This window comes from Ruegeria sp. CDSC025 (assembly GCF_059610805.1).
On sequence record NZ_JBXWOJ010000001.1, the window covers coordinates 43,777 to 56,614 of the forward strand.

Here is a 12,838-nt window from a genome sequence, read left to right on the forward strand (position 1 = left end):
CACAGTGTGGTTATGATCTGCGGCGAATTATCGGTTTCCCTGTCGCTGACACATCGCTATACGAGCCGGGTTTGATATCTCAGCGCAAAAGGACCAGATATGGCCAATGTGGTTGTTGTCGGCGCCCAGTGGGGTGACGAAGGAAAAGGCAAGATCGTCGATTGGCTCAGTGAACGGGCCGATGTGATCGCGCGTTTTCAAGGCGGGCATAATGCCGGTCATACGTTGGTAATCGACGGTGCCGTCTATAAGTTGCACGCTCTGCCATCCGGTGTGGTACGTGGCGGCAAGCTGAGTGTCATTGGCAATGGCGTTGTTCTTGACCCCTGGCACCTGCTGAAAGAGATCGCAACGATCCAGGCGCAGGGGGTCGAGATATCGCCCGAAACGCTGATGATCGCAGAGAACACCCCGCTGATCCTGCCCATCCACGGTGAACTGGACCGCGCACGCGAAGAGGCGGCAAGCAAAGGAACCAAGATCGGGACCACGGGTCGGGGAATTGGCCCCGCATATGAAGATAAGGTTGGGCGGCGTTCTGTGCGGGTTGCTGACCTGGCAGACGAGGCGACCCTTGAGGCACGCGTAGATCGCGCGCTGCAGCACCATGACCCGCTGCGCAAGGGATTGGGGATCGAACCCGTGGACCGCGATGCACTGATTGCTCAGCTAAGGGAAATTGCGTCCGAGATTCTGCCTTTCGCAGCACCCGTTTGGAAAGTACTGAACGAAAAGCGCAAGGCTGGTAAGCGTATTCTGTTTGAAGGCGCGCAGGGTGCCCTTCTGGACATCGACTTTGGAACCTATCCGTTTGTGACCTCGTCCAACGTGATCGCCGGTCAGGCGGCGACCGGCGTCGGCATCGGGCCCGGCTCGATTGATTTTGTCCTTGGCATCGTAAAGGCTTACACGACCCGTGTGGGTGAGGGGCCGTTTCCAACCGAATTGGATGATGCGGATGGCCAGCGTCTGGGTGAGCGTGGGCACGAGTTTGGTACGACCACCGGGCGCAAGCGGCGTTGCGGCTGGTTTGATGCCTGTCTAGTGCGCCAAACCTGTGCCACTAGTGGCGTAAACGGTATTTCGCTAACCAAGCTGGACGTACTGGACGGATTCGAGACGCTGAAAATCTGTGTTGCCTATGACCTTGACGGTAAGCGTCTGGATTATCTTCCCACTGCAGCCGATCAGCAGGCACGATGTACTCCGATCTACGAAGAGGTGCCTGGTTGGAGCGAATCAACGGAAGGCGCGCGCAGTTGGGCGGACTTGCCTGCAAATGCCATCAAATATGTGCGTCGGGTCGAAGAGTTGATCGAATGTCCGGTTGCATTGCTGTCCACTAGCCCAGAGCGGGACGACACCATTTTGGTGACAGACCCGTTTGCTGACTGATGGCCGGCGAACAGAAAAATGGCCTGAGCTATAAAGCGCGTCGTCGTTGGTCGATGGTGCTGCTGCTGATTGGCCTGCCGGCTTATATCGTTGCGGTGGTGACGGTGATAAATTGGTTGGACCGGCCACCAATTTGGTTGGAACTTCTGGTATACGTAGCGCTCGGCATTTTGTGGGCTCTGCCTTTCAAATTCATCTTCAAAGGTGTCGGAAAAGAAGATCCAAACGGATCCTCTGACTGAGCGGCCTATTCGGGGCTCATCCTGCGGCGGGTTCATACGCCTGCCCACAAAAGATCGCCCAATGAAAAAGGGCCGGAGTTGGTCTCCGGCCCTTTTTTCTTTTCGGTTTGAATTCAGCCTGCGGCGCGTTCATCTCCGTCAGGGCGGAACCCGATCTCGTCCGAAGCCGCAAACCGACCTCCGCCAGCTTTCTCAATCTTGCCATCGCGCAGCAGTTGCCCGAATGAGCGCAAGCTTTCCTCGCGATTAAAATCGTCCTGCTTGAGAGAACGGATCTTGTTCATCAGTTGCGGGCGCGAGAACTGTTCCTGTCCTTCGATGAACGACAGATAAGATGCCGCAGCTTCCAGCAGGTCCGGCAGAGATTGTGCGCCCTGTTCCTGCGCATAGTGCGCAAAGCCGCTTTCCTCGATCGGAAGACCCAGCGGTTTGGATTTTACACGGCGCGGAGAAATCGGCCCCATTTCATCCTTGTCTTTATTGTCGATGCGCTGTTCAGCAACCAGCTTGAGGGGAGCGGCAGGCTCTGCCTTGGGACGGGCAGTTGTAACATTGCTTTCGGGGCGGCGCGGGCTGATCTGCTGAGCCTGATTACGGTTCAGCGCATCTGCACGATCAGCATTGGTTGCGGCCACTGCATTGCGCAGACGGGAATATGTCTCGCGCTGAGTGGCAGTCGCGGGATCATCCATCTGTTCGACCGCCTTTTCCATCAGGCGAGAAACGTCCTCGTCCAGGTTCGGTTCCTCAGGCAGAGGCTCGGACGCACGGGCGGACAACACGGCTTCGACGCTGGCGATTTCATCAAGCAGAGTTTCCTCGTCTTCTTCGGTCAAATAGCCGGCAACCTCTTCAGATTTGTCTGCGACCGCCGAAATGTCTTCTGTCAGGATATTGTCGATTTCGTCGCTCTCGGCTTCGTCCGTCTCGGCACTCAGACCCGAAAACAAAACCTCTTCTGCCTCGACAGTGGTCACATCGCCGGCGATGGGTGCGACATCAATTTCTGGCACGGTGGGGGTCTCTTGAGCCGGGCCTTCGATCTCTGCCTCTTCCGCGGCGGGTGGGGGCATGTCCATCTGAGGTTCGGGCTCAAATTCCTGAGCCGCTTCTACCTCTGCATCTGCCGCGGGGGATTCGACCAGATCTGTGGGGGTCAGAGTTCCAGCCTGAAAGGCAGCCGATACGGCATCAGTTGGGCCGGTTTCGGATTTCATCAGGGGGGAATCTTCATCCTCGGCGTAGATCACCGAGTTTTCTTCGCTATGAGAGACTACCGCCCGGATCCGTTGCAGCTTTGCGGCGATACTATCGGCGGCGGGCTCGGGTCGACCCTCTACCGGCTCGGCCTCTGCGATGGGCGCGGACTGTGAGGGGGCAGCGGTATAGGCCGGAGCACTCGGGGTACTGGGCGGGGTCATGGGCGCGGTAGAAAGGGACGGTGAAGCGGCACGGTCTTGCGCCCGCAGAAGCAATCCGTTTTCGCTCTGGCTGGCTTCGACTTTACGCGTCGCATCTCGCTGAGCGATGCGGGTCAGCATTTCGGCGTCTGGTTGCGGCGGTTCAGACCCAAAATACCTGTCATCCGCTGCAAGGTCGCGGAAGTATTCGGCAATCGACTTCATCGTTTCAAAAGAATCGTCAAATCCTTCCAAAGTGCACGAGAAGGTTCCGTAGGAAACTGTCAAAACCTTGTTATTCTGTACCATCAGACGTACGTCCTCTACAAACTACACGAGCCATCAGCCCGGTCGTGGGCAGAGCTATTGGCTCAGAACTTTGTCCATGAACCTATCATTTTGTGGTCTCAATGTGTCAAAACCCGGGAAAAATGATCAATCTCATGAAAAAGACGCGAATTGTACGTTCGAAAGAGTCAATCACGCTGGTTGGAAGCGGTCAAATTGGCCCTGAAGATTTGGATTTGGCGTTGATTCGCACAAAGTTGGCCGTCGCCGCGGATGGTGGGGCGGCAAGTTTGTTGGAAATTGGGCGCATTCCAGACGCTGTTATCGGTGATTTTGATTCGCTTGATTCGGATCACAAAGATCAGATTCCGCTGGATCGACTGTTTCCAATTAGCGAACAAAACAGCACGGATTTCGACAAGGCCCTGCGCAGTGTCGAGGCGCCGTTGGTGATTGGGGTCGGTTTTCTCGGGGGGCGTCTGGATCACCAGTTAGCAGCACTCAATGTCTTGGTTCGCAGGCAAGATCAGCCCTGTATTCTGATTGGCGAAAGTGAGATTATCTTTCACGCACCCCCCCAAATCTCGGTTTCGATGGCGCCTCGAGATGTCGTCTCATTGTTTCCATTACAGCGTGTATCAGGGCAAAGCCGCGGCCTTGAATGGCCAATCGACGGTTTGGTGATGGAGCCGAACGGCACTGTCGGAACGTCCAACCGCGCATTGGGCTCGGTAGAATTGCGCATGGATGGGCCGGGCCTTTTGGTAATGTTTCCCAGGGCGATGCTGGATCAGGTCATGCAGGCGCTTCTGTCGGGGCCGTCCGGGCGCTGGCCCGCTCACGCAGAATGACATAGAGGCCGGCAGCGATGGTGATGCAGATGCCCAAAGCGGCGACACCGTCGGGCAGGTCGTGAAAGATCAGCCAGCCAAACACCGTAGCGACTGGGATTTCGAGATACTGCATCGGGGCCAATGTTGCAGAGGGTGCATATCGCAGCGACCAGGTCATGAACAGATGTGCGACCGTGCCGAGAAGCCCGATTGCAAGCAAAAGCCAGACATCGCCCAAATTCGGAGCAATCAGGGACAGCTCCCAGATTCCGGCGGGTGTTCCCACCAACAGGGCAGGCAGTAGGATGACAGAAGCTATGACGCCCGACACGGCCTGCAGAGCAATGGGATCTGTAGCTTTTGCAATTTGCCGGGTCACGAGCATGAACAGGGCAAACACCACCGCGACGACAAGTGGAAGCAAAGCCGCATATCCGACCTCGGCAAAGCTGGGTTGAATGACAAGCAATGTACCACCAAAGCCCACAAGGCACGCAATCAGGCGCCGCTTGCCGACTTCTTCCTTTAGTACCAGTTTGCCAAGAAGCAACATGATAAACGGCATAACAAAGGCGATGGCCACAGCGTCTGCCAGGGGCAAGTATTGCAGGGCACTAAACATCGCGGTGATACCGACGATGTGCAGCAGAGTTCTTATGACAGCGAGACGAAAAATGCGCCTCGGCATTTGCCAGGGCCTGCCGGTCCAGGCGACCAGCGGAACCAGCAACAGGGCCTGAAGTGTAAACCGGACAAAGACCAGCATCCCAAGTGGCATGGTTTCGCCCAGCAATTTGGCGACCGCGTCCCCCAGCGGTGCGAGCGCACAAAAGCCAAGCATCAGCACGATGCCAAAAACGGGACGATCCTGTGTCATGCAGCGACGCTAGCGCTTTGGCTGAACCGGGGAAAGCGAAAGCTAGGTTTCAGGCAAAGGCTGCATCTTGGTGTAGTCCGGGCCGATACAGATCGGTAGCCCGTCATCCATTTGCAACCAGTCCAGCTTTTCCTCATGCGCGACATGCAGTGTTGGCTGCAACTGGTTGGGGTCCTTCAGAAGGGCCACGTAGAGGTGCATTATGCCGGACATGGACGCAGACCGGAATGAGATCGGCGAGCCGCAATCAGGACAAAAGCTGCGTTCTACGCCGGGTGAGGATGCGAATGTCTTTGGTTCCTGGCCCGTCCATTTCAACTGTCCGTCGCGGACCCCGAAATAAGCTGTCATCGGGGCCGCGCATTGTCTGCGGCAACTGTCGCAGTGGCAGATCACACAGGACAGAACAGGCGGGTCCACCTGAAATGAAACTTTACCGCAAAGACAATGGCCATCCATCATGCTTCCCCGCTTTGTTTCAGCAATTCGGCACGTTCACCGCCAAACCGCCCAATGACGTTTCCTTGTATTTTTCATGCATGTCATGCCCTGTCTGACGCATGGTTTCGATGACGGCGTCCAGTGGTACGAAATGGTGACCATCTCCGCGCAGGGCCAAGGAGGCCGCTGATACCGCCTTGATCGCACCCAGCCCGTTGCGTTCGATACAGGGTACCTGAACCAGTCCGGCGACAGGATCACAGGTCATGCCCAGATGATGCTCGAGAGCGATCTCGGCGGCATTTTCCACCTGTTCCGGGGTGCCGCCCATAACCGCGCACAGCCCGGCTGCAGCCATGGCTGCGGCGCTGCCGACTTCAGCCTGACACCCGGCCTCGGCGCCCGAGATCGAGGCGTTGTATTTGACCAGCCCTCCAATAGCGGCCGCAGTCAGCATGAAATCTTCGATGTGGTTCTCTGAAGCACCGGGTACATGGTCCAGATAATAGCGCATTACCGCTGGAAGAACCCCGGCAGCACCATTGGTGGGGGCGGTTACCACCTGACCGCCAGCTGCGTTTTCTTCGTTTACGGCCATGGCGTAAACGCTCATCCAGTCGTTGATCGTGTGGGGCGCGTTCAGGTTCATGCCACGTTCGGCCATCAACGCGTCATAGATGCCTTTGGCGCGACGACGCACGTTCAAACCGCCTGGCAGAATGCCGTCGGTGGTCAGACCGCGCTCGATACAATCGTTCATGACCTGCCAGAGGCGCGCGGTGCCTTTGGCAAAACTGTCTGCACAGCCGCGCGCGATCTCGTTGGCGCGTTTCATCTCGGCGATGCTTTTGCCGCTGGTTTTGGCCATGTCCAACATCTCGACCGCCGATTTGAAAGGAAAGGGCACCGGTGCACCTTCATCTGTTGCCTTGCCCTGGGCCAGTTCTTCCTCGGTCAGAACAAAGCCGCCACCGATCGAGTAATAGACCTGCCGCAGGATCACGTCGCCCTGTGCGTCCGTGGCCATCAGGACCATACCGTTAGCATGGCCCGGCAGATTGTTTTCATAGTCGAAAACCAGATCGGCCTTGGGATCGAACTGCAGCGTGGGCAATCCTTCGGGGGTTACGCTGTGGGTCTCACTTATGCCAGCCAGTGCGGCCTCGGCCCGTTCGTGATCATATGTGTCGGGCACAAATCCGGCCAGGCCCAGGATCGTGGCGCGATCGGTTGCGTGGCCGACACCGGTAAAGGCCAGCGACCCGTGCAACGACCCGCGCAGCCCTGAAAATTCGAACGGAGAGGCGCGCATCATATCCAGAAACCGCGCGGCAGCAACCATTGGTCCCATCGTATGGGACGAGGACGGGCCAATGCCCACTTTGAACATATCGAAGACAGACAGAAACATATCAGGTAGCAAAGCCTTCCGGTGGGTTAGCATAGGTTGGTGAGGTAAAGGGTGTAACCCCTAAACCCTCGGCCGCGATTGCGGCGCGTGTTGCGGGGCGCGTCTCCAACTGCATTAGCATTCGCTGCAGATGCGGCGTGTCAGCGATCTGAAGCCAGCTGCGATCAGCCTTCGCAGGATAGAGCGCCATCCAGCGCATCTGACAGGCCAGATAATAGCTCAGGACCGATGGTATGTCCGGGCTCAGCCAGGAAGGCGCGCTTTTCGCAACATCGTCAAGAAGGCGCAAGTGCTGGCGCAAACGAGGGCGGATACCGGCGCGCAAAGGATTGACCTGCGCTGCGTCTATATATTTTTCGGCATAAAACAGAATACGCAGATCAGCGTGCAGCGTATTGGAGGCAAAGAACAGCCACTTCAGAAACGCGGCGCGGTTGCTGTCCATGGGGGTAGGGGCCAGCCGGCCATGCGTATCCGCCAGCCACAACAAGATAGCAGCGGTTTCGAAGATCGGCCCCTGTGGTGTTTCCAATACCGGGATCAGCCCATTGGGGTTCAGCGCGCGATATTCCGGGCTGTCCTGTGCGCTTTGGCGGCGGTCTACCAGAACGGTTTCATAGGGCAGGCACATCTCTTCCAGCGCCAGCCGGATGACCAGCGAAGCATTGTCCGGGGCATAGTGCAGGCGGTAAGGCGTGTTCATGCGAACTATGTATACCTCACGTATGTTTTCAACAGACCTGATTGCGACGTTTCCCATAGGAAACGCGTAGTTTCGCGACATGTTGGTCTACCGATCCGGACAATTCTCTCTCGCAGTTGTCGTAGGCATTCCGTATAAGTTCCGCAGCAAATTAGGGGGATGCTGAAATGGCCGGTGATCTGTCGCCCATCGACACTGCAAAATACGTCGCAGCACGCCGTGCGGCTAACATGGTGCAGAATGGGATGCGAGTCGGCCTGGGAACCGGATCGACCGCTGCATGGATGGTGCGTCGGCTGGGGGAACGGGTCAGAGAAGAAGGTCTGGCGATCAAGGGTGTTCCGACATCGACCCGGACGGCCCAACTGGCCCGTGAACTGGGCATTGAGGTTGTTTCCCTGGATCAGGCGGGATGGCTGGACATCACCATCGACGGTGCGGACGAATTCGACAGAGAGCTTAATCTGATCAAGGGCGGCGGCGGCGCGCACCTGCAGGAAAAGATCGTAGCCACGGCCAGCGACCAGATGGTGGTCATCGCCGATGCCGGCAAAGAGGTCGAGACTCTGGGTGCCTTCCCATTGCCGGTCGAGGTGATCCCCTTTGGCTGGCAGACCACTCGCACCCTGATCGAAGAGGTGCTGGATACCATGGATGTTCTCGGTACCCGCTCGGCACTTCGCATGAACGGAGAAGCGCCGTTTGTCACGGATGAAGGCAATCACGTGCTGGACCTGCATTTGCAACGGATCGGAAACCCAAGGCAGATGGCGCTGGTGCTGAACCAGGTACCCGGCGTGGTCGAGAACGGGTTGTTCATCGACATTTGCGACAAGGTCGTGATCGGTTATGGAGATGGCCGGGTCGAACTGCGCGACATCAACGAGGGAACGGTGGAACTGGACGAGTTGTTTGATGGCGGCAAAGACAACCTGTTCACGGATTTGGCGGATTAAGGAATGAGCACCTCTCCGGTTGCTGAATACCGCGAAACCGAAGCAGATTTGGCTGCGCGAGCCAGGACGCTAAAACGCAACCTGATCAAGATCGGGATTGCGGCTGTGGTGGCGGCGTGGGGTTTTGTTTCCGCAGGGTGGACAGGTGGCACGCTTTTCACATTGGTGCTCGTTGTCCTTACTTCCGTCGTGTTGTTCATGAACTATCTAGTCTCACTCAATATGCCGTCGCCTGTGGCCCTAGTGGACTCTGGTGGATTGAAGCTACGCACGCGTAGAGGAATGATCCAAGACATTGTTTGGCCTGATGTACGCTACATTGATGCGTTGGACGAAACCGAGCAAAAACGACGCCCTATTTTTTTTGTTAGCCTCAACAAGTCAGATGGCGGGCATGAGTGTTTACCCCTTCCGTTGCAATCCATGCCGAAACCCATATCTGAGTGTTTCGTAGAGACGATTGAGCATTATCGACCAAATCTGTATGCGTCCTGGCAAGATCAACTGTCCCAGTGGTCCAGTCTGGGCCGTCATGAGTGACCGGGTACATCATTGATGATGGCTCGATAGCGTTGTCAGAAAACTGAAAGAGGCACTGTAAATGAGCTTTGACTATGATCTTTTCGTCATCGGAGGCGGCTCGGGCGGGGTCCGGGCGGCGCGTGTGGCGGCTGGCGAAAACGGGGCCAAAGTGGCGTTGGCGGAAGAGGATCGCTATGGCGGGACCTGCGTGATCCGCGGATGTGTCCCTAAGAAGCTGATGGTATTTGCCAGCGAATTCTCTGGCATGGTCGAAGATGCGCAGGCCTATGGCTGGGACGTCAAACCCGGTGCATTTGACTGGGATTTCTTTCGCGGCAAACTCCATGTCGAGCTGGACCGGCTGGAAGGCATCTATCGCAACATCCTGAAAAACAACGGCGTCGAAAGCTTTGATCAGCGTGCACATGTGGTGGACGCACATACGGTTGAGCTGGCCGATGGCACCCGCATGACGGCCAAGCATATTCTGGTCGCCACAGGCGGACGCCCTGTTGTGCCCGAGTTTCCGGGCTCGGATCTGGCGATCACCTCGAACGAGATTTTCCATCTGGAAAAACTGCCCGAAAGCATCCTGATCGTTGGTGGCGGTTATATCGCCAGCGAGTTTGCAGGAATCATGAACGGCATGGGCGTGAAAACCACCCAGTTCTACCGCGGCGCGCAAATCCTTCGGGGTTTTGACGAAGAAGCGCGCGGTCTTATCAGCGAAGAGATGTGCCAGAACGGGATTGATCTGCATCTGGGCACCAATGTGCTTGAGATGGCCAAAGACGGTGACAAGATTCGCGTAAAGGCCACCAATGGCACTGAACAGCTGTTTGACGTGGTCATGTATGCCACGGGTCGCGCGCCCAATTCCGACAATCTGGGGCTTGAGGCGATCGGCGTTGAACGCGGCCGCAAGGGTGAGATCATCGTGGATGATTACAGCCAGACAGGCGTGCCCTCGATCTATGCGATTGGCGACGTGACGGATCGGGTAAACCTGACTCCGGTTGCGATCCGCGAGGGGATGGCTTTTGTCGAAACCGTATTCAAAGGCAACCCGACACCTGTGGATCACGACCTGATTCCAACTGCGATTTTCACGCAGCCGGAATTCGGCACGGTCGGGTTGAGTGAAGAAGACGCTGCAGCCCAAGAGCCGGTCGAGATCTATGCAACCTCGTTCAAGCCGATGCAAAAGGCATTCGCAGGTGGCACGCAGCGGGTTTTGATGAAACTGATCGTCTCTCAGGCCACGCGTAAGGTACTGGGCTGTCACATTGTGGCACCGGGCGCCGGCGAGATGATTCAACTGGCTGGCATTGCCGTCAAAATGGGTGCAACCAAGGAAGATTTCGACCGCACCGTTGCAGTTCATCCGGTCATGGCGGAAGAACTGGTAACAATGCGTCATCCTGTGCGTACGGCTTGATTTGCAACCGCGCGCACACAAGTTACAAGGGAACCCGTGATCACACGGTTCAACACAAGGGAATAGATAAAAATGGCGGGCAACAGCGGCGGCCCCTGGGGGGGCGGAGGCTCTTCTGGCGGCGGAGGAAATCGGGGTGACAACGGGGACGGGCGCAAGCCTCCCGAAAATGAAGGCCCGCAGATTCCCGAGATCGACGAGCTGATGAAAAAAGGCCAGGAACAGCTGCGCGTCCTGATGGGCGGCGGCGGTGGTCGTGGCACCAATGGTTCGGGCAGTGGCGGCGGTGGTGGTCCCATCTTTACCAAAGGGACCGTTGCCATTGGGTTGGTGGTGGGTGCAGTCCTTTGGGGGGCGGCCAGCTTTTATACGGTAAAGCCGGAAGAACAGTCAGTAGAGCTGTTTTTGGGTGAATTTTCAAACGTTGGAAATCCCGGTCTGAACTTTGCGCCTTGGCCATTTGTAACTGCCGAGGTCATTCCTGTGACCCGCGAGCAAAACGAAGACATGGGCGGAGCCCGTGGTAGCGATGATGGCTTGATGCTGACCGGCGACGAAAATGTTGTCGATATCGACTATCAGGTGGTCTGGAACATCAATGACCCGGCCAAGTATCTGTTCAATTTGCGCGACCCGCGCCAGACGATCCGCGCCGTGTCGGAATCGGCCATGCGCGAGATCATTGCACAAAGCGAGCTGGCACCGATCCTGAACCGAGATCGGGGTGTGATTGCTGATCGCTTGCAGGAATTGATTCAGTCGACGATGGACAGCTATGATTCCGGCGTGAACATTGTGCGTGTCAACTTTGACAAAGCCGACCCGCCACAGGACGTAATCGCGGCCTTCCGCGATGTTCAGGCCGCCGCACAAGAACGTGACCGTCTGCAGAACGTCGCCGACGCCTATGCCAATAAGGTACTGGCCGAAGCACGTGGTGAAGCCGCGCAAGTTGTGGAAGAGGCCGAAGGATATCGCGCCCAGCAGATCAACAGCGCACAAGGTGAAGCCAGCCGCTTTAGCGCGGTTCTGGAAGAATACTCCAAAGCGCCGGATGTAACGCGCAAACGTTTGTATCTGGAGCGGATGGAGCAGATTCTGGGTGATGTCGACAAGATCATACTGGACGAAAACTCGGCCGGTCAGGGACAGGGCATTGTGCCGTATCTGCCGCTGAACGAACTGCGCCGCAATCAATCCGGGGAGAGCAACTGATGCGTAAGTCACCCATTATCCTCATCCTTGTGGTGATCCTTGGCGTCGCTGGGCTGTCTTCGATCTTTATCGTTGATGAACGCGAGCGTGCGCTGGTTCTGCAATTCGGCCGTGTGGTCGCGGTGAAAGAAGATCCCGGTCTGGCGTTCAAAATTCCACTTATTCAGGAAGTTGTCCGTTATGACGACCGTATCCTGTCCATCGACGTTCAACCGCTTGAAGTGACGCCGTTGGATGATCGGCGTCTGGTCGTCGATGCCTTCGCCCGCTACCGGATTTCCGATCTGAACCAGTTCCGCCAGGCGGTTGGTGTCGGTGGTATCCCGGTTGCCGAGGATCGTCTGGACCGCATCTTGCGCGCTGAAACCCGCGAAGTTCTGGGTTCAGTTTCGTCTCGTGACATCCTGAGCTCGGACCGGGCTGCGCTGATGCTGCGTATCCGCAATAGTGCGATTGCCGAGGCACGTGCGCTGGGTGTGACCGTCATTGACGTGCGCCTGAAAGCGACCGATCTGCCGCAGGCCAACCTCGAAGCGACGTTTGACCGGATGAAGGCCGAGCGGGAGCGCGAAGCAACGGACGAACGTGCCCGTGGTAATGAGGCGGCACAGCGCGTACGTGCCCAGGCCGACAGGACCGTTGTCGAACTGGTGTCGGATGCGCGGCGTGAGGCTGAGATCATTCGCGGTGAGGCTGACGCCGAACGCAATGCGATCTTTGCCGAAGCTTACGGTGCGGACCCGGAATTCTTTGAATTCTATCGTTCGCTGACCGCCTATCAGAATGCATTGCAGGGCGGTAACAGCTCGATGGTATTGAGCCCGGATTCCGAGTTCTTCAACTATCTCAAATCACCCACCGGCCGGGGCCAATCGGCGGGGCAGGCGTCTGAATAATGGGTATGATCCTTCTGGCCTTTGGGCTGGTGTTGATTGTCGAGGGGCTGGCCTATGCGCTGGCCCCTTCGCTTATTGAACGTATGCTAGAGGCGCTGCGGTCGATGCCAGAGCAGGCACGTCGACTTGCAGGATTGTTATGTATGGTGGGAGGTCTCGTGTTGCTATGGGGTGCATATCAGGTCGGGTTTTGAACAACGGCTACACTTCATGGTGATTTC

14 protein-coding genes are annotated in these 12,838 nt (G+C 57.0%); 9 read left to right on the top strand and 5 right to left on the bottom strand.

Going from position 1 to position 12,838, the window contains the following annotated elements:
* Positions 1–99: 99 nt before the first annotated feature.
* Both AC2FH8_RS00260 and AC2FH8_RS00265 read left to right on the top strand, forming a co-directional pair.
* Positions 100–1,395, top strand: coding sequence for an adenylosuccinate synthase (locus AC2FH8_RS00260; protein ID WP_142634592.1), 1,296 nt, complete (start codon positions 100–102; stop codon positions 1,393–1,395).
* Complete coding sequence (locus AC2FH8_RS00265) at positions 1,395–1,637, top strand: DUF2842 domain-containing protein (RefSeq protein ID WP_142634590.1); 243 nt, start codon at positions 1,395–1,397, stop codon at positions 1,635–1,637. Before AC2FH8_RS00260 ends, AC2FH8_RS00265 begins: the two co-directional genes overlap by 1 nt.
* A gap of 113 nt (positions 1,638–1,750) precedes the next feature.
* On the opposite strand, the gene AC2FH8_RS00270 is transcribed toward AC2FH8_RS00265, so the two are convergent.
* Positions 1,751–3,346 (bottom strand): hypothetical protein, encoded by a 1,596-nt coding sequence (locus AC2FH8_RS00270; protein ID WP_496687484.1) that lies wholly within the window; start codon positions 3,344–3,346, stop codon positions 1,751–1,753.
* Positions 3,347–3,480: 134 nt separating this feature from the next.
* Between AC2FH8_RS00270 and AC2FH8_RS00275 the strand changes: the two genes are divergently transcribed.
* Complete coding sequence (locus AC2FH8_RS00275) at positions 3,481–4,176, top strand: thiamine diphosphokinase (RefSeq protein WP_496687486.1); 696 nt, start codon at positions 3,481–3,483, stop codon at positions 4,174–4,176.
* Here the strand turns inward: AC2FH8_RS00275 and AC2FH8_RS00280 are convergent.
* Genes AC2FH8_RS00280 through AC2FH8_RS00295 form a run of 4 tightly spaced genes read right to left on the bottom strand, consistent with a single transcriptional unit; the run spans position 4,121 to position 7,590 of the window.
* Positions 4,121–5,035: a DMT family transporter gene (locus AC2FH8_RS00280; protein WP_281972310.1), complete on the bottom strand. Its 915-nt coding sequence runs from the start codon at positions 5,033–5,035 to the stop codon at positions 4,121–4,123. The genes AC2FH8_RS00275 and AC2FH8_RS00280 overlap by 56 nt on opposite strands.
* A 42-nt stretch (positions 5,036–5,077) precedes the next feature.
* Positions 5,078–5,497, bottom strand: a complete 420-nt coding sequence (locus AC2FH8_RS00285) for a GFA family protein (RefSeq protein WP_496687492.1) — start codon at positions 5,495–5,497, stop codon at positions 5,078–5,080.
* A gap of 16 nt (positions 5,498–5,513) precedes the next feature.
* Complete coding sequence (locus AC2FH8_RS00290) at positions 5,514–6,887, bottom strand: L-serine ammonia-lyase (RefSeq protein ID WP_142634582.1); 1,374 nt, start codon at positions 6,885–6,887, stop codon at positions 5,514–5,516.
* Position 6,888: 1 nt separating this feature from the next.
* A complete protein-coding gene (locus AC2FH8_RS00295) occupies positions 6,889–7,590 on the bottom strand; it encodes a glutathione S-transferase family protein (RefSeq protein WP_496687495.1) in 702 nt (233 codons plus the stop codon).
* 167 nt (positions 7,591–7,757) lie between these two features.
* Between AC2FH8_RS00295 and rpiA the strand changes: the two genes are divergently transcribed.
* The 6 genes from rpiA to AC2FH8_RS00325 all read left to right on the top strand — a co-directional run bounded on the left by rpiA (position 7,758) and on the right by AC2FH8_RS00325 (position 12,811).
* The gene (gene rpiA / locus AC2FH8_RS00300; protein WP_496687497.1) at positions 7,758–8,546 is read left to right on the top strand and encodes a ribose-5-phosphate isomerase RpiA; all 789 of its coding nucleotides are present in this window, start codon (positions 7,758–7,760) and stop codon (positions 8,544–8,546) included.
* Positions 8,547–8,549: 3 nt separating this feature from the next.
* On the top strand, positions 8,550–9,086 hold the full coding sequence (locus AC2FH8_RS00305; protein WP_496687500.1) for a hypothetical protein: 537 nt from the start codon (positions 8,550–8,552) through the stop codon (positions 9,084–9,086).
* 61 nt (positions 9,087–9,147) lie between these two features.
* Complete coding sequence (gene gor, locus AC2FH8_RS00310) at positions 9,148–10,506, top strand: glutathione-disulfide reductase (RefSeq protein ID WP_496687502.1); 1,359 nt, start codon at positions 9,148–9,150, stop codon at positions 10,504–10,506.
* Positions 10,507–10,578: 72 nt separating this feature from the next.
* The gene (hflK, locus tag AC2FH8_RS00315) at positions 10,579–11,721 is read left to right on the top strand and encodes an FtsH protease activity modulator HflK (RefSeq protein WP_142634572.1); all 1,143 of its coding nucleotides are present in this window, start codon (positions 10,579–10,581) and stop codon (positions 11,719–11,721) included.
* Positions 11,721–12,617 carry a protease modulator HflC gene (gene hflC, locus AC2FH8_RS00320; RefSeq protein ID WP_142634570.1) on the top strand — a complete coding sequence of 299 codons (897 nt, stop codon included), beginning with the start codon at positions 11,721–11,723 and terminating at the stop codon, positions 12,615–12,617. The genes hflK and hflC overlap by 1 nt, the downstream gene beginning before the upstream one ends.
* Positions 12,617–12,811 (top strand): DUF2065 domain-containing protein, encoded by a 195-nt coding sequence (locus AC2FH8_RS00325; RefSeq protein WP_142634568.1) that lies wholly within the window; start codon positions 12,617–12,619, stop codon positions 12,809–12,811. The genes hflC and AC2FH8_RS00325 overlap by 1 nt, the downstream gene beginning before the upstream one ends.
* Positions 12,812–12,838 lie beyond the last annotated feature (27 nt).